18 protein-coding genes are annotated in these 16,780 nt (G+C 58.8%); 10 read left to right on the plus strand and 8 right to left on the minus strand.

The window, feature by feature from the left end; all coding sequences use genetic code 11:
- Positions 1–29: 29 nt before the first annotated feature.
- Together AC07ZE_RS16540 and AC07ZE_RS16545 are read right to left on the minus strand one after the other, a co-directional pair.
- A complete protein-coding gene (locus tag AC07ZE_RS16540; protein WP_207265742.1) occupies positions 30–1,388 on the minus strand; it encodes a spinster family MFS transporter in 1,359 nt (452 codons plus the stop codon).
- Between the two features lie 143 nt (positions 1,389–1,531).
- A complete protein-coding gene (locus AC07ZE_RS16545) occupies positions 1,532–2,782 on the minus strand; it encodes an OprD family outer membrane porin (protein WP_207265743.1) in 1,251 nt (416 codons plus the stop codon).
- A gap of 615 nt (positions 2,783–3,397) precedes the next feature.
- Here AC07ZE_RS16545 and AC07ZE_RS16550 point away from each other — a divergent pair.
- On the plus strand, positions 3,398–5,191 hold the full coding sequence (locus AC07ZE_RS16550; protein WP_207265744.1) for an alpha/beta fold hydrolase: 1,794 nt from the start codon (positions 3,398–3,400) through the stop codon (positions 5,189–5,191).
- Between the two features lie 194 nt (positions 5,192–5,385).
- On the opposite strand, the gene AC07ZE_RS16555 is transcribed toward AC07ZE_RS16550, so the two are convergent.
- From AC07ZE_RS16555 to AC07ZE_RS16565, 3 genes are all read right to left on the minus strand, one after another.
- Positions 5,386–5,754: an antibiotic biosynthesis monooxygenase family protein gene (locus AC07ZE_RS16555; protein WP_207265745.1), complete on the minus strand. Its 369-nt coding sequence runs from the start codon at positions 5,752–5,754 to the stop codon at positions 5,386–5,388.
- Between the two features lie 40 nt (positions 5,755–5,794).
- On the minus strand, positions 5,795–6,769 hold the full coding sequence (locus tag AC07ZE_RS16560) for a zinc-dependent alcohol dehydrogenase family protein (protein ID WP_207265746.1): 975 nt from the start codon (positions 6,767–6,769) through the stop codon (positions 5,795–5,797).
- Positions 6,770–6,831: 62 nt separating this feature from the next.
- Positions 6,832–7,134, minus strand: a complete 303-nt coding sequence (locus AC07ZE_RS16565; protein WP_207265747.1) for an ArsR/SmtB family transcription factor — start codon at positions 7,132–7,134, stop codon at positions 6,832–6,834.
- 183 nt (positions 7,135–7,317) lie between these two features.
- Here AC07ZE_RS16565 and AC07ZE_RS16570 point away from each other — a divergent pair, with 183 nt between their 5' ends.
- From AC07ZE_RS16570 to AC07ZE_RS16595, 6 genes are all read left to right on the plus strand, one after another.
- A complete protein-coding gene (locus AC07ZE_RS16570) occupies positions 7,318–8,190 on the plus strand; it encodes a GNAT family N-acetyltransferase (protein ID WP_207265748.1) in 873 nt (290 codons plus the stop codon).
- Positions 8,190–9,083 (plus strand): polysaccharide deacetylase family protein, encoded by an 894-nt coding sequence (locus tag AC07ZE_RS16575; RefSeq protein WP_207265749.1) that lies wholly within the window; start codon positions 8,190–8,192, stop codon positions 9,081–9,083. The genes AC07ZE_RS16570 and AC07ZE_RS16575 overlap by 1 nt, the downstream gene beginning before the upstream one ends.
- A gap of 342 nt (positions 9,084–9,425) precedes the next feature.
- Positions 9,426–9,821: a hypothetical protein gene (locus AC07ZE_RS16580; RefSeq protein WP_207265750.1), complete on the plus strand. Its 396-nt coding sequence runs from the start codon at positions 9,426–9,428 to the stop codon at positions 9,819–9,821.
- A 101-nt stretch (positions 9,822–9,922) separates the two neighbouring features.
- Positions 9,923–10,354, plus strand: a complete 432-nt coding sequence (locus tag AC07ZE_RS16585; protein ID WP_207265751.1) for a hypothetical protein — start codon at positions 9,923–9,925, stop codon at positions 10,352–10,354.
- Between the two features lie 109 nt (positions 10,355–10,463).
- Positions 10,464–10,715: a DUF2933 domain-containing protein gene (locus tag AC07ZE_RS16590; protein ID WP_207265752.1), complete on the plus strand. Its 252-nt coding sequence runs from the start codon at positions 10,464–10,466 to the stop codon at positions 10,713–10,715.
- Positions 10,716–10,718: 3 nt separating this feature from the next.
- Entirely contained in the window at positions 10,719–10,865 is a 147-nt protein-coding gene (locus tag AC07ZE_RS16595) for a hypothetical protein (RefSeq protein WP_207265753.1), read from the plus strand.
- A 96-nt stretch (positions 10,866–10,961) separates the two neighbouring features.
- On the opposite strand, the gene AC07ZE_RS16600 is transcribed toward AC07ZE_RS16595, so the two are convergent.
- The gene (locus AC07ZE_RS16600; RefSeq protein WP_207265754.1) at positions 10,962–11,423 is read right to left on the minus strand and encodes a hypothetical protein; all 462 of its coding nucleotides are present in this window, start codon (positions 11,421–11,423) and stop codon (positions 10,962–10,964) included.
- Positions 11,424–11,620: 197 nt separating this feature from the next.
- Complete coding sequence (locus tag AC07ZE_RS16605) at positions 11,621–13,903, minus strand: heavy metal translocating P-type ATPase (RefSeq protein ID WP_207265755.1); 2,283 nt, start codon at positions 13,901–13,903, stop codon at positions 11,621–11,623.
- Between the two features lie 337 nt (positions 13,904–14,240).
- Here AC07ZE_RS16605 and AC07ZE_RS16610 point away from each other — a divergent pair, with 337 nt between their 5' ends.
- From AC07ZE_RS16610 to AC07ZE_RS16620, 3 genes are all read left to right on the plus strand, one after another.
- Positions 14,241–14,783 carry an Hsp20/alpha crystallin family protein gene (locus tag AC07ZE_RS16610; RefSeq protein ID WP_207265756.1) on the plus strand — a complete coding sequence of 181 codons (543 nt, stop codon included), beginning with the start codon at positions 14,241–14,243 and terminating at the stop codon, positions 14,781–14,783.
- 103 nt (positions 14,784–14,886) lie between these two features.
- Positions 14,887–15,534, plus strand: a complete 648-nt coding sequence (locus tag AC07ZE_RS16615; RefSeq protein ID WP_207265757.1) for a BON domain-containing protein — start codon at positions 14,887–14,889, stop codon at positions 15,532–15,534.
- Positions 15,535–15,587: 53 nt separating this feature from the next.
- Positions 15,588–16,091: a GNAT family N-acetyltransferase gene (locus tag AC07ZE_RS16620; RefSeq protein ID WP_207265758.1), complete on the plus strand. Its 504-nt coding sequence runs from the start codon at positions 15,588–15,590 to the stop codon at positions 16,089–16,091.
- Between the two features lie 37 nt (positions 16,092–16,128).
- On the opposite strand, the gene AC07ZE_RS16625 is transcribed toward AC07ZE_RS16620, so the two are convergent.
- The gene (locus AC07ZE_RS16625) at positions 16,129–16,671 is read right to left on the minus strand and encodes a c-type cytochrome (protein WP_259331961.1); all 543 of its coding nucleotides are present in this window, start codon (positions 16,669–16,671) and stop codon (positions 16,129–16,131) included.
- Positions 16,672–16,780: the final 109 nt, after the last annotated feature.

A 16,780-nucleotide genomic window follows, 5' to 3' on the forward strand; every position in this document is an offset into this window, starting at 1 on the left:
CCCGCGCGCCGATCGTGGACTATGACCAATCAAGCCAGGGTCGGGTACTCTCGGGCATAGCTTTCGCGGAAACGGTAGCAACCGCGCCAGAGCAGCAGCACGGTCAATGCCGACGCGCCGGCGATCACCAGCGACATCGACGACCCCACCGCCGCGGGCGATCCGAAGTAGCGGTCGGTCAACAGCGCCACCAGCGTGGTCCCCAGACCCAGGCCCAGCAGATTGCTGATCAACAGGAACACTGCCGAGACCTGAGCGCGCACCTGGTTCGGCGCGAGGATCTGCATCGCCGCCGTGGACGCCGGCATCGGGAACGAGGCGAAGAACATCGCCGGCACCAACAGCGTCACTGACAGCCACAGTTGATCCACTTGGGGGAACAGCACGGCGGGCACCACCATGCCCAGGGCACCGATGACACCAGTGCGCATGGCGGCGTCCTGATGGCCTTGCTTGGCCAGGTAGTCGGTGAGCCAGCCACCGAACAGCACCCCGGCGGTGTTGGCCAGCAACAGCACGGTGCCCAGCATGTAGCCCGCCTCTACCGGCGTCAGACCGAACTTGCGGATATACAGCGCCGGGCTCCAGCTCATCATGCAGAACAAGACCATGGCGTAGAACGAAAAGCCCAGGTAATGGCAGGTGAAGGTGGCACGGTGACGACCCAGGAAGCGAAAGCCATCGCCCAACGCGACCTTTCTGGCCCGCCCCTGGGCATCGACCTGCAGGCCTTTGCGCGCCGGGTCACGCACGGTGAGCCAAATCAACAGGCCGACCACGATACCGGGCAGACCGACAATGAAGAACGCCAGCTGCCAGGCCTTCATCGCGCCGAGGAAGGCGACCTCGATGGTGTTCATGTCCTTGAGCATCGCGATCACATAACCGCCGACCAGGAAAGCCAGGCCACCACCGACAAACGAGCCGATCGAGTAGATGCCCACTGCGCGGCCGAGTTTTTCCTTGGGAAACATGTCGCTGAACATCGAGTAGGCCGAGGGCGACAGGGCCGCCTCACCGACGCCGACGCCAATGCGGGCGAGGAACATGTGCAGGAAGTTCTTGCTCAGGCCGCAGGCAGCCGTCGCCAGGCTCCAGAACACGACACCGACGGCGATGATCTTCGGCCTTGAGAAGCGATCGGCCAGATAAGCGATGGGCATCCCCATGAAGGCGTAGAACAACGAAAAGGCCAACCCGTGCAGCAGGCTGAACTGGGTGTCACTGATCTGCAGGTCGGCTTTGATCGGCTCGATCATCAACGCCAGGATCTGCCGATCCACAAAGGAAAAGATGTAGGCGATCATGCACAGGCCGACCACGTACCACTCATAGATGTAAGTTTTCTTCTGCTGCTGCAGGACCGCGTTATCGACCTGGATATTCACTAGTGTTTGCTCCTCTTGGAATCCGCTCATGCGCGTAGCGGTGCGCTGAACAACGACTGGAAAGTTGCGGGGCAGATGCAAAGGACAAAGGGTTCACGCATGGTCAGGCCTCTTATTGTTATGGGGTCAAACGTCGGGTGGGTTTACCAGAACTTCCAGGTGTAGGTCGTGGCGAAACGGAATTCGTTGTAGTCGTAGCCGTACTTCTGTTTCACGTCGATGTTACGCAGGTCCAGCCCCAAGCCTTGCAGCGCCCCGCTCTGCACCACGTAGCTGAGCCCCAGAAAGCGTTCGCTTTCCTGGTTGTCGCTCAGGTTGGCGCCACGGTCCCAATGGGTACCCTTGATGTAGCGGGTGTAGAGCTTGAGCCCCGGCACGCCCATCCCGGCAAAGTCATAGCTGTAGCGCGCCCCCCAGGACCTTTCATCCGGACGGACAAACCCCAGGGACGACCAGTGCACCAGGTAAGGTTGCGGTATATAACCGTTCATCGTCGGGAATACGCTGTCACCGAGCATGCGCTGGTAACTGAGGCCAAACATGTGGGCGCCTTTGAGCAAGGTGAACAAGGCACCGTAGGAACGGTTGTCGATCTCACCGTTTAAAGCATTGCCATCTTCATTGTTATTGAAGTAGCGCAAGTCGGTTTTCAGTTTGTAGCCATTACCCAAGTCAGCCATATGCATCAGGCCAAAATAATGCTGCTGATAAATATCGTGCAGCACCCCGTAGAAATAACTGGCTTGCAGGTTTTTGCTGATGTCGTAGGTCGCACCGCCAAAGTCGAGGCCGTCACTGTCGAGATTGTCGGTGGAGCCGAACTTGTACAGCTTCTCGTGGTTTGAAGATTCCCGTGTCACGGCCGACCAGAACCGGCCACCGGTCATTGTCAACCCATCGACTTCCCTGGACTCGACCACGGCCCCTTGATAGATCGTATCCAGTTGCCGACTGGTGTCATCGAACGCCACCGGCAGTTGTGGGCGAAGGTCACCCACCTTCAACTCGGTCTTGCTGTAGCGCATCTTGAGGGTTGCACCGGCGCGACTGTAGTCATCGGCCGTCTGCCGATCGCTGACGCTATACGGCAGCGAGCCGTCATTGCCCGACGAGTCCAGGCGCACGGCGTACTGCGCATCCACATCAAGACCGATGGCCAGGGCTGTGTCGGTGTAGCCGGAAGTAAACTGCGCATCGAACCCCTGAGACCAACTGTGCACTTCAGAGTCCGGTGCATGGGTATTGGTGTAGTTACGGTGCAAGTAGAAGTTGCGCGTGTCCACTTTGAAGTGACTGTCATCAATGACATCGGCCTGTGCCGTCAATGGCGAACAGATCATTCCCAATACACCGGCCATACCGAGCCCGCGGCAAGATTGTTTTACCTCATACATCTGACTTCTCCACATCTGTATGTGCCTGGGGCACTGTATTTATAGGAGCAGGTTCAAACTAAAAACTAAAAATGCCGGCAGCCGAACACCGAACCCTCTAACGCAGGAAGGCGAATTGCATGAGGGACATAAAGGACGGTCGATTCGAGCATTGTCAGGCCTATTGTTGTTATTGGGGTAAGAACGCCAGGCGGGCTCAAGGGAACAGACGACACGCCTCTTGCCTGACCAAGGTAAGTCAGTAGAGGCCGCGCCGGTATCGAGAAGAACCGCATCCATTGGGGGGAAAACTTCAACCCGGCTAAAGGTTTCCCTTAGTCGACCCAAAAGCGCAGAGGGCAAGCCTGTGTGGGCCGGCCCTTCCGGTCGCAAGGTCTCGTAAGTTGGATGGCCCCTAAACTAGCGACTGCACCGCCTGCCAACCTCCCCGATTGCGCAGGCGACTCTCCAATTGCGCAGCCTGTTTCGGGCCGTCCGAGCACTGTCATTTGTCCGCCCACGATTGCCTTTGTCATGAAATGAAAACTCGCTGTCGTGCAATGCGAGGTGGCCGCAGCCGTTGCTGCCCTAGAGTCGGAGCAAAACAACACAGCGCCCGGAATCACGAGAGCCGCCATGAGCAGATCCACCCGAACGACCGAGACCGCAACCCCCACCCAGCGCCCTCCGGCGACCGGCCGAAAGCGGCGCGCTCGCAAGGATGACGACCTCCCGGACACCCCCCGGCAGCAAGAGCTGATCGGCACGGCCGCCAACCAGACCCTGGCAGGCAATCCGCTGGTCAGCGTGCGCGCGGCGGACCTGGCCAGCTCGGCCGGCTACCTGTTCAAGGCCGTGGGCAAGTCGCCGCTCAAGGCGGGTGCGCATCTGGGGGGTTACCTGAAGACGCTGCGCGGCATCGTCGGCGGCAACTCCAGCATCGCCCCGGACCCGAAGGACAAACGCTTCGCCGATCCGGCCTGGCAATCCAACGCCTTCCTGCGAGCCTTGCTACAGAGCTACCTGGCCGGCCAAAGTGAGCTGACACGCTTCATCGAGTCCACCGACCTTGCCCCGCTGGAAAAGAGCCGGGCCCGGTTCGTGGCCGCGCTCCTGGCCGACGCAATGGCACCGAGCAACTCTCCGCTGACCAATCCGGCGGCGTTGCGCAAGCTGGTGGACACCGGCGGCATGAGCCTGGCCAGGGGCATGCGCCAATTCGGCGAGGACATGCTGACCAACCGTGGGCTCCCGAGACAGGTCGACAGCACGCCGTTCACCGTGGGGGAAAACATCGCCACGGCCAAGGGCGAAGTGGTGTTTCGCAACGAGATGTTCGAGCTGCTGCAGTTTGCGCCCACCACCGAAAAGGTCTTTGCCCGCCCCTTGGTGATGTCGCCGCCGCAAATCAACAAGTACTACGCCATCGACCTGTCGCCGGAGAAAAGCCTGATCAAGTGGATTCAGGACAGCGGCGTGAACCTCTTCGTCATCAGCTGGCGCAATCCCACCCGCGAGCATCGCGACTGGGGCTTGTCCGATTACGCGCTGTGTCTCGACCAGGCGGTGGACGTGGCGCGCAGGATCACCGCCAGCCCGGATGTGAACATGTGGGGCTCCTGCTCGGGCGGCATCACCCTGGCGGCCTACCTGGGCTGGCTGGCGGCCCGTGGCGAAGGTCACAAGGTGGCCAACACCAGCTGGGCCGTGTGCGTACTCGACATGCCCTCGGCGCTGGACGACACCACCCTGGGATTGTTCACCACCCCGTCCGCCCTGCGCGCGGCCAAGGCCAGCTCCCGGCGCAAGGGTGTGCTGAGCGGTCAGGGCATGGCTCGCATGTTCGCCTGGATGCGGCCCAACGACCTGATCTGGAATTACTGGGTCAACAACTACCTGCTGGGCAATAAGCCGCCGGCCTTCGACATCCTGGCCTGGAACAACGACACCACACGGCTACCCGCCCAACTGCACGCGGACTACCTCGACCTGATCCAGCACAACCCCTACAGCAACCCGGGCACCCTGGAAATTGCCGGTGAATCGATCGACATGACCCAGGTGAAAGTGGGTGCCTATGTGATTGGCGGCACCACCGACCACATCACCCCCTGGCAGGGCTGCTACGGCACCGCCCGCCTGTTTGGCGAGGACACAACGTACGTGCTGTCCAACGCCGGCCACCTGCAGAGCCTGGTGAACCCGCCGGGCAACCCCAAGTCGTTCTACTACGCGGCACCTGCCGCCGCCGAGACCCCGCAGGCCTGGCTGCAGAACGCCGGGGAGCGCCAGCAAGGCAGCTGGTGGCCGCATTGGCGCGAATGGATCGGGCAGCGCTCGGGCGACAGCCTGCCGGCACCGAAAAAACTCGGCTCGCGCAAGTACCCGCCCCTCTGCCCCGCACCTGGCACCTATGTCATGGAGCGTTGAGGCTGCCCCGGTGGGAGCGAGCTTGCTCGCGAAGGACGTCAACGATAACGCGGGCTGTCTGAATGAACGCGTTGCTCGGACATTCTTCGCGAGCAGGCTCGCTCCCACAGGTTCAACACGAGCCTTTGCAGGACCAATACTTGCTCGCGATGGTCATCCACTTTTTTCATATTTCCGACAACAGGCCAATTGCTTTAAAGCCACAAACCTTTATGGGCTCCAGCATTACCGATGCTGACGGTGCTGTTCGAATCAGCCTGTTCGCCAGCAGAAAAAGCCGCCCCTTCAATATGGTAGACCTTCGGTTCTTCCGAAAAATATTCCTCCAAGCCCATCATGAATACCCGATGGTCTTCACTCTCTTCGAAGCCCGGCGTGTGATCCTCTAGTGAAGCCCAGCGCACTATCAGGTTGAATAGCTGGGGGGTTTCAATCCCTTGCGCGAGCAAGTGGCCGCCGTAACCCTTTGCGCGGGTGAGCAAAGGAGCGACCTCGGCAAATGCACTTCTGAACATTTCAATGCGTTCTTTGTGGACAGGGAGCAGAGCGATTTCATAAATCATGGCGTTCCTCTGATATGACTAAACGATTAAAAGTACGAACTTACGAGATGAGCGATGGCTCAACTGCAATCACTATTTTTCCTTGAATGCCGTTGTTGGGACTTTCCAGCCGGGCATGGGCAAGCGCAATGTCGGCAAGCGAATAGACGGCGCCAACGTGCGGGCGTAGCTGACCGCGCTCTACCAACGCGCTCAACTCATCCAGCTTGCCGCGGTTCTGCCTTGTGAAAACGAATTGATAACTCGCGTTCTTGCCCCAGGCCTGAACGAGGTTTTGCGGCTGGGCAATGTCCACAATCGAGACCACGCGGCCAAGTTGAGCGAGCACATCAGGGCTGCGCGACAAAGTGTTGCCGCCGATGGTGTCGAACACCACATCGACTCCGCGACCCTCCGTTTCCCGATTGATGGCGTCAACGTAATCCTCTTTTTGGTAGTCGATGACCACATCGGCACCCATGCTTCGTGCGAACTCAAAGTTGGCTTCGCGCACGGTCGTGAACACCCGCGCGCCAATGGCTTTTGCCAACTGGATCGCTACATGACCTACGCCTCCTGCGCCACCGTGTATCAGAATGCTTTCCCCCACTCTGAGCGCTGCGCGCACGGTCAGTGCTTCCCACACCGTCCCGCCAACCAGGGTCAGGCTTGCCGCCTCAAGATGGCTGAGTGATGGCGGCTTCTTCCCGATAATGCTTTCGGCCGCCACGTGGTATTCGGCATAACTGCCTGGCCCATCGAATATTTGCGGGGTGTACCAGACTTCGTCTCCCGGAGCGAAGCTCGTCACACCCGGCCCAACTTCTTCGACAACGCCTGACACGTCGTGTCCGGTAATGGCCGGCAGTTGCACCAGGTCGGGATAATCGCCACGTCGAACCTGATAATCCAAGGGATTGATGGAGGTTGCGTGTACCCGCACCAGGACTTGTCCGGCACGCGGCACTGGCTTGGGCACGTCGCACAGTTCGAACGATTGCGGGCCGCCAAATGATTTAAGCAACATCGCTTTCATGGTAAATCCTCGTATCGATATAAAGGGATATCGGGATATTTCGATATCATACGGTAAAAAAATTACAGATCTTTCCCTATGATCTCGGCAAGCGCACTGATAGTTGCTTCATTGCGCTTGTAGTAGGTCCACTGACCGATGCGCCTGACTTCGACCAAACCCACTCGTTGCAGAGTTGCAAGATAACCAGACACCGTTGACTGCGACAGCCCGATACCTTCTTGAATACTGCTGACGCAGACCCCCACCGTCAGAACATCACCCTCATCCTGCGCAGGGAAGTTCTTAACGGGGTCCTTCAAGCCTTTCAGGATTTCAAGGCGTGTAGGATTTGAGAGGGCTTTGAATATTTCGAGTAATTCCATGAGCCGATAATATCGAGATTTATCGATATGTCAATACGAGAAGGTATCTGACTGACGCCCTCATTTCCCATGTTCTGCAGATGGGGTGCCGATCTGGATCAATACTCAGGTTCAAGCTATACCGAAAGGGTTCAGAGTGAGGATGGAGCCCACGCTCGATCAGTGACTGAGGAGAACTGTGCGGTGTCGGATCAGTTGGTCATACGCAACATGACCCGTCTCGAGCTGGACGAGCTCGTTGATTGGGCTGCCCGTGAGGGTTGGAATCCCGGTTTTCACGACGCCGAGCTGTTCTGGGCGACGGACCCTGCTGCCTTCATCGCGGCGTCCCGGGGCGGTGAATTGATCGGCGGCGGTGCCATCACCTCCTACGATGGCGAATTCGGTTTCATGGGTTTTTTCATCGTCCGGCCTGAATATCGCGGTCAAGGCCTGGGCAATACCCTCTGGCACGCGCGCCGCGAGCGACTCCTCGCCCGCCTGCGCCCAGGCGCAAGCATCGGCATGGACGGCGTCTTTGCGATGCAGGACTACTACGCCAAGGGTGGCTTCGTCTTCTCCCATCGCAACATGCGTTTTCGTGCCAATGCCGCTAAACGCCCGGCGATCTCGCCGGTAGACGACCAGGACATCGTCCCGTTGGCCACCTTCCCGTTCGATCAGGTTGTCGATTACGACCGCACCTGCTTCCCCGCCGCGCGCGCAACCTTTCTGAGCGGGTGGATAACCCAAGCCGACGCACTCGCCGTGGGTTGCCAGCGCGATGGCAGGCTAAGCGGCTATGGCGTAGTAAGGCGCTGCCGGGAAGGCTACAAAATCGGCCCCTTGTTCGCCGATGACGCCCTGGCAGCCACTGCCCTCTACGCGCGCCTGGCGGAATTTGCGCAGGACGGCCCGTTGTTTCTCGATGCCCCGGAAAATAACCCCGCCGCCATGACGCTCGTGCGCCAACAGGGCATGATCGAGGTGTTCGGCTGCGCACGCATGTACCTCGGCCCTCCCCCGGCGATCGCGCACGAACGCGTGTTCGGCGTCACGACCTTCGAGCTGGGCTAATGTCCGCTCGCGACCTCATCGGTTATGGCGGCCGCCCACCCCACCCGCGATGGCCCGGTGAAGCGCGTGTCGCGGTCCAGTTCGTACTCAACATCGAAGAAGGCGCGGAGTCATGCATCCAGAATGGCGATGCACAATCGGAGGCCTGGCTTCACGAGCTACCGGGCCGCCCGCCGCGTGTGGGGGAATCGGACTTGAGCGTCGAGGGCATGTACGAATACGGATCGCGCGCAGGTGTGTGGCGCATTCTGGAGCTGTTCAGCGCCCGAGGCCTGCCGCTGACCGCCTTCGCCGTCGGCCGGGCACTGGAACTCACCCCGGCGATTGGCCACGCACTCTGCACTGCCGGGCACGAGATTGCCGGGCATGGCTACCGTTGGCTGGACTATCGCGACATGCCTGAAGACCAGGAGCGGCGCCATATCCGCCTCACCCTCGACGTAATCGAGCAAATCTGCGGTAAACGCCCCGTAGGTTGGTACACCGGAAGGGTCAGCCAGAACACCCGACGCCTGTTACGTGAGGAAGGTGGGGTTCTCTATAGCTCGGACGCCTATAACGATGATCTGCCCTATTGGCTCCCAGGCTCGCCCGCTCACCTGGTGATCCCTTACACACTGGTCAACAACGACGCCCGCTATCTGCTGCCGAACGGTTTCGCCTGCGGTGAAGACTTCTTCGGGCTGCTCAAGGATGCTTTCGACCTGCTGTGGCAGGAAGGCGCGCAACACCCGAAGATGATGAGCGTCGGCCTGCATGGGCGGATCAGTGGCCATCCTGGTCGTGCGATGGCGCTGGCGCGCTTTCTCGATTACGTGCAAGGCCACGACGCGGTGTGGATCTGTCGACGCGAAGAAATTGCCCGGCACTGGATAGCCCAATTCCCCGCCTGAGCGGCAAGGGTCAGGAACGACCTGAGCCGCGCCGGCGTATCAACATCCCCCGTTCTGCATCAGGCATTCTGCTCCTGCTCGAGTATCGCCGAGGTGACGTTTCCCCCGGACGCACTTGCGCTCGATTCAAAAACCTGTTCGACACACTGGATGCAACCTCCATTGCCTATGCCGCTGGCTATGAAAGCGTCTCGCCATTCAACCGAGAATACGCGCATTGGGATGGCAAAGTCCTTTTGGCTCGCCAGGATGGAGTTCACTTGTTTGATCGAAGTCAAATCATCGGCTGCCTGGGAGGCTAAACTGCAATAAATAGGGGCTAACAAGCCTGTGGAGCACGTCATGTACTGGTTCCGTCAGCACTATCGCAATCTATTGCGACTCACCCTCGGTGCGTGGGTGTTGGCTGTGATCGTGACGGCATTTCACGGCTGCTTGGTGCAGCCGGAGCACAATCTGACTGCAACGCACACCTCGCTCTCTACACTGCAACAATCAGATGACCATGCCCTGCACGCCAGTGGCTGCCTTAAGTATTGTGAAGATGCAGTGAAGGCGATCAGCCCCGCATCGAAGATCCCGATAGTAGACCTCACCGGTTCGGCGCTTGCTTTGCTGTTACCCGCGATTCTGCTGCTTACCCTCACTCAGCCCGTCGCCTTCGCTGCACTTGCACTGAGGCGCCCCGCACCCTTGGGGCCTCCAGCCCGCCTGTTATTCGTTCGCTTCAATGATTAATCCGCCTTTGAGCGCCGCCACGCCGTTTCGGTGCTGCGTCACTGCGTCGATTGGGCGCGGCTCGATTATTCCAACTTGTTTCCGAGCACCTGGAGTTCAACATGCAAACACAAATGAAATTAGCGATTGCCGCAATCTTGGCCAGCAGCGTCTTCATGGCGAATGCCGAAGATGAGCATCACCCAGCCGATGCACCTGCAAGCGCAACGGCTGCCAGCACACTGTCCGAGCCGGCAATGAACAAAGCGATGAGCGAGCAATTGCAGAAAATGCAAGCGGCCCATGACAAAGCCGCTGCTGCGAAAACCCCGGAAGAGCGACAAGCAGCGATGCAGGAGGGCATGAAGACGATGAAGGAAAGCATGGCCATGCTGAGTAAGCAGCATGCGGCTGCGGGTTGTATGGGCATGGGCTCCGGGATGGGGATGTCTGGCTCCAAAGACGGCATGGGAAATGGAATGATGGGGATGGGGATGATGATGAAAATGATGGATCAGCAGTCATCGATGATGGACATGCCAATGAAGAAGTGACGAATGCAACGGCGGTTTCCTCTCAGCCAGCCTTTGCAGGATGAAACCGCCGAACATTGGACCTGGATGAACGTATGACCAGATAGCACTCCCAAAGGAGTACAGAGCCATGGTGAATTCATCACATCCCGCTAACACCTCTCCACCCTTATGGCGGAGCAAAACCGGCATAGTGCTGGGCATGTTACTGGTAATCGCGTTGTTCTATCTGGCCAGAGAACATTACGGCCATATGCTGGGACTGCTTCCGTATTTGATTTTGCTGTTATGCCCGCTGATGCATGTTTTCGGTCACCACCACGGTGGTCACCGTCAACACACACAGACCTCAGACTTCGTAAAGGATGCGGACAGGAAATAGCGCATGCACGGCCCCGAGCATCACCAGGAGCCCCCTCAAGGACTTCAGGCACAACGCTCAAAAGTGCCGATGCAACGCCTGGCAGATGTGATTGCCGGTTACTTTGTGATTGTCGTGATGACTATCGCTGCGCCGACTCTGCTCGGCTGATCTGAGGAGCCAAGGCTGACGGGCGTTTCAATAACGGTGCCTTCATAGTCTGCCCCTGGCTCCGGGTCAGTGCGACAAGCCGACGATTTACCCCTGTCACTCAAGAGTCAAGCGCTTGGCCAGTCCGGGGCCAGACTCCCACAGAGCGTTGATACAGGCTTCCCCATCCTCATCCGTTACAGGCTCAAGAGCTAGCGGGTCTAGCAATCGGCTGTCGACCAACGCGAGCCGCACAACTCCGTTTTTGTCGAGGAACGTACGCGCCAAACATTCGCATAAAGACTGCGGCAAGGCCGCCATGGGAGGCTCTATATCGGCATTCTCAAGCTCGATCTCGAAGCGCGCGGAGCACGCGTTCACCAACTCTCTCAACGCATGAGAAGCAAAGTGATATGCCGTGAAATAACACGCCGTCAACGCCAGCGAGATCGATAGCAGCAAGATTGCTTCACGTTTCCAGGACCTTTTGCCCGGTCGGCGCAGGTTTCCGAGCGTGGCAGCCCTGTCCCGCCACCAACCTTGCACAATGTGAATCCCAATCAGCTTGTTGATGTTCATGGCAAGCCCCTCACGCCTGTGTGACAAGAGCATGGAACCAACAACAAGATGCCGTTTGACTTAGATCAACCAGCCTGCAACAACACCTGCGCCAAGAACACCACCAGAAAGCAATGACCCGCCTGGCAAAGGCACCAAGTGGCAGACTTGCCCCCAATGGAACGGCGCGCCAATTGCGCTGTGCCGCACGCAAGCATTTACCGCCAATCCAGATAACGGAACAGCTCCTCTTCCTGATCAAAGTGCAATCGCACGAGCGTATCCAGCCGAATCAGCTGATGCTGAATCTCATCCGCTGAAGCGGTTTCGGGGGCGACACTGAAGTCACGGCTCATGCGCACCAGCAGATGAATCAGGCGAAAGATCTCCCGGTGAGCGTGGCTCATGGCCAACATGGGGTCCTCACCTGGCATGCTTCGCGTCAGTTGCGGATACAGTGTGTTTTCATCTTCACATTCATGGCGCGCCAGTGTTGTTTGCAGCTTATTGACCAGCGCCTGCAAATCCGTCTGTGCCTGTGCCAGTGGACGTCGGGCAAAATCATTGGCCAGCTGGTGCAGTTCGCTGAGCACTGAAGACAGCGCCTGGTGCTCGTCCTGCAGGTGATCAATCTGTTGCGCAGCAAGCCCTTGTTGGCTCGCCCCCCGCAGCGGTCCCAATGCACGCAAGGCGTTAATGATGATCGCCACATCGATGCCCTCTTGCACAATGGCACCGATAAGCGGTGGCAGGTAACCGAGGGCCGCCACCACCATGGCCAGCAATGACATCCCCATGCCGACCAGCACACCCTGGCGGGCGATGTGGTGGGTTGCCCGGGCAATGTCCAGTGCCTCCACCAGACGATCGAGACGATCGACCAGCAGCACCACGCCCGCAGCTTGCGCAGAAGCCGTGGCACCACTGGCCCCCATCGCCACGCCGACGTTGGCCGCCGCCAACGCGGGAGCATCGTTGATACCATCGCCGACCATCAAGGTACTGGCGCGCAAACAACCTTCCTGTACCGCTCGAACTTTATCCTCGGGGATCAATCCCGCACGCAGTTCGTCAATCCCGGCAGACAGCGCAACCATCTCGGCGGTTTCAAGCCGATCCCCAGTGAGCATGACGATCCTCTCGATGCCCCTGCTGCGCAGCCGGCGCAGCGTTTGTGGTGTTTCTCGACGCACGTTGTCCGAGAACACCAGCAAACCGGCAAGTGTCCCATCCACTTCAATGAAGCTTCCACTGCACGCCAGGTAATCCATGTGGCGCAACATGGTTGCGGCCCACTCGGACGCAGGTGCGTCTGCATGAGCAAAAGACAACGTGCCGAAACGCACCCGCTTGCCATCGACCACCCCACAAAGACCAGAGCCTGGACTCTCTTCCACCTGCTGAGGGATGCTGAGAAGCAATTGACGCTGATGCGCTGCCTCAACAATGGCCTGGGAGATGGGGTGCGTCGAGGCCTGCGCCAGTGAAGCGGCCAGGCCAAGCAAACGCTGGGGATCGGCCAATCCATTGACCTCTATCGACTGCAGACGGGCATGACCGCTGGTCAATGTTCCGGTCTTGTCGAGAAACACCTGCTTGATGCCAGCCAACGCCTCCAGGGTCGCGCCGTCCTTGATCAGAATCCCGCGCCGCGCCGCCCTGGAAATACCTGACATGATGGAAATCGGTACCGCCAGAATCAACGGACACGGCGTGGCCACCACCAGTACCGCCAGCGCTCGCAAGGGATCGCCACTCAGTTGCCAGGCCGTTGCGGCAATCAGCAAGGTCAACGGGATGAAGAACAACGCATAACGGTCGGCCAAACGCACGAAAGGCGCCCGTGAACGCCTCGCCTCCTCGGCCAGCCGCACGATGGCGGCATAGGTGCTCTGCGCGGCCGTTCGGGTGGCGGTCAGCAGAATGGGCATTCCGACGTTGGAAACCCCACTGAGCAGTGGCTCACCTGCTCGGCGAGTGACGGGCAATGATTCGCCGCTCAGAGCCGATTCATCCAGTTCGGCGGTGGGACTCACCAAGCGCCCGTCGACCGGCACCACCTCCCCCAGGCGCACCAGCAATGTTTGATTGGGCTGGATCTGTTCTACCGGAATCTCGCGCAATCCACCGTCTTCCTGCAACCAGGCAAATCGCGGTGCCCGGTCGATGAGTGCGCGAAGCTCACGTTCGGCGCGTTGGCTGGTAAAAAACTCCAGCGTACGTCCGCTGGCGAGCATCAGGGCAATCACCGCGGCTACCAACGTCTGCGCAAAGGCCAGGGCGGCGGTGATCGACAACAGCGCGATCATGTCCACACCGGCCTCGCGCCGGGCCAGGCGCCTGACGATCTCAATCAGCAGCACCACGGCCATCAGCAGGCTTCCTGCAGCCCAGCACATCGATGCCCAGTCCGGTCTCTGCGAAATGTGCGCTACGCCCCCCGTCAGCAGCATCAGGGCGCTGAACAGTAGCAGCATGGGGTCCAGCCATTTACCGAGCATGAAGGTGAGTTCCTCACAGGGCGATTCGCGGTCCTCGCGGTGAAAACACCTGCCGCCCATTGAGTTAAAGCTTAGGACTCGAATGTCTCTCGTGTCCGTTTTGGTTGCTACGTCCAGGCCTTGGACGGTGCAGCGGTGATGACTGTATGTGGACAAAAAGGTGTTTGTCCTCTTTCTGATTTAGATCAAGCGACCCGAGGGTGTTTCCGTAGAAATTAGAGTCAGCGTTCGGTGAATGACGCTGGCTTTGAAAGGTCAGCGCCTGGCTGTTTTTTCAGGGTGGACTCGTTGACGGGATGTTTGCAGCCTGCCCTTTACCCAAGAGGAGTGGTGAAAAATGAGCAATTCCGTGAAAAAAATGCCGATCCAGACCGAAAACAAATCAAGCCAGCATCCAGCGACCTCAGACGTTTGGCGGCCCCTGGAAAAACTGCGGCAACAGGTCGATCACCTGTTCGACGAGTTCAATCGCGGTTCAGGGTTATCACCCTTCAGCCGGGGGTTGTTTGATATCGAACCCTTCTGGCGGCGCGAACTGATCGGCCATGGCCTGCCTGCCGTGGACATCACCGAGAAAGACAAGAGCTTCGAAATCACCGCCGAACTCCCCGGCATGGATCAAAAGAACATCGAGCTCAAACTGTCCAACGGCAACCTGATCATCAAGGGGGAAAAGAAAGAGGACAAGGAAGAAAAAAGCAAGGGCTACTACCTTAGCGAGCGTCACTATGGTTCCTTCGAACGGGCGTTCAGCCTGCCCAAAGGGGTCGATGCCGAAAAGATCGAAGCGAGTTTCAGCAAAGGCGTGCTGAGCATCTCGTTGCCGAAAAAGCCCGAAGCGATGAAGGCGGACAAGGTCGTGCCGATCAAGGCCGATTGACCGCCGGCGTACCTGCCCCCTGCCGGGAAACCGGCCGGGGGTCTGTTCTTCGGTCCCTGGACCACGGCCCTTGTACTCCAGTACATCAGACCCGGGTGCAATCATGAGCGACTTGAACTTACGCAAAACCATTTTGGAAGAGCTTGAATTTCAACCTGACGTAGACGCCGCCCACATTGGCGTGAGCGTGGAAAACGGCGTTGTCACACTTTCCGGCCATGTTAAGAATTACGCTCAGAAAATCAGCGCCGAACGTGCGGTCAAAGCCATCAAGGGCGTGCGCGCCGTGGCTGAAGAAATCCAGGTCAGACTGGATAAAGGCGCGGGCACGGCCGACGACACCATCGCGAACCGCGCCTTGAATATCCTCTCCTGGAGTTCCGATGCGCCGGAAGGCGACATCAAGATCATCGTGCAGAATGGATGGATCACCCTCGAAGGCCAGGTGGATTGGCAATACCAGAAAGAAACCGCCGAGCGTGCTGTACGCAAATTGTCCGGCGTCGTCGGCGTAAACAATCGCCTCACCATCCGTCCCCGCGTAGACGTAACCGATATCCAGCATCGCATCGAAGAGGCCCTCAAACGCAATGCCGAAGTCGACGCGAAAGGGATACGTATAAAGGTTGAAGGCGGTGTTGTGAAACTTGAAGGTAAAGTGCATTTTTGGCGCGAGCGTCAGATCGCCGAGCGTGCGGCCTGGTCGGTGCCGGGCGTGTCCAAGGTGGAGGACCACTTGTTGATTGCCTGAGTGAGTCATTGCTCGGGGACGTCTCGATGACCAGCCGGATGGAGGAACCCCTGATGCTCACTGTACATCGAGAGGCCTGTTCCAGAGTCGACAGGCATCACTGGATCGACACGCTCAGGGATGGTCGGCCTGTGTTGATCCGGCCCTTGGCGCAAAAGGATCGTGAGCGCGAATCCTCCTTCATCCGGCGTTTGGCTCCAAAGTCCCGGTACATGCGCTTTCTGGCGCAGAGCGAATCCGGCAAAGGCATGGCTTACATTGCAATGGTTCACGACAAGGGCCAATTGATCGAAATTGGCGTCAGCCGTTATGTCGCCGCCGGTGAACATAAATTCGAATGCCTGTTAGCCGTCGCCGATGACTGGAAACGCCTGGGTGTAGGAACGCTATTGATGGAGCACTTGATCGACGCGGCCCGCAAAAACCAGGTTCACCTCATGTTTTCGGTCGCCCCCTCCAGCAACGCGTCCCTGCGCGATCTGGCCAGATCCCTGGGTTTTGAAGCCCATGAAGACCCCTTCGATCCGCGTCAGGTCACACACTGCCTGTACCTGTAAAAAACCCTGGTAAACGCCGGTATGGCCTTGATGCCGATTATTCCCTGGCCCCAAGTGTCGCCATGTAGCGCGCGACAGATTCGGCATCCGCATCAGACAGCGCATGCCTGAGCTGTTGTTTCATCGGGGTGTCACGGGGACGTTGCTCGGTCTGCTGGAGAACCTTGATCTGATCACTCATGTAACGTGCGTGCTGCCCCGCCACTCGCGGAACCTGACCATTGCCCCGGCCATCCGCACCGTGGCAAGCGCTGCACGGCGCGACGCCTGCCTGCGGCAAGCCATCGCGAAAGATCAGTTCACCGCGCACATCAGGCTGATCGGCCTCAGCCTTCATGGCGCTCTGGCTGGAAAAATAGTCAGCCAGTTCACTGATCTGGGTCTGCGTCAAATGAGTAAACCCCCACATGTACCGTGTGCCGGTTTCATCGCTGCGCGCGTGCTTCTTGAAGTCGGTCAACTGCAGCTTCAAGTACTCTTTTTGCTGACCAGCCAACTTTGGAAACAACGGTGAGACAGACTCCCCCGTGAGCCCGTGGCACAGCGAGCAAACGCTGTCCGCCATGGCAATCGCGGACATGGGTGAGGTCGTGTGCGCGGCGTCCTCGCTCGTACGAGAACAGCCCATGATCGTAGCGATGCACAGGCCAAGAACAAGAGATGACCGGCTGTCGGCGCTCTGCACACCC

The sequence above is a fragment of the Pseudomonas sp. GW101-3H06 genome, assembly GCF_059424605.1.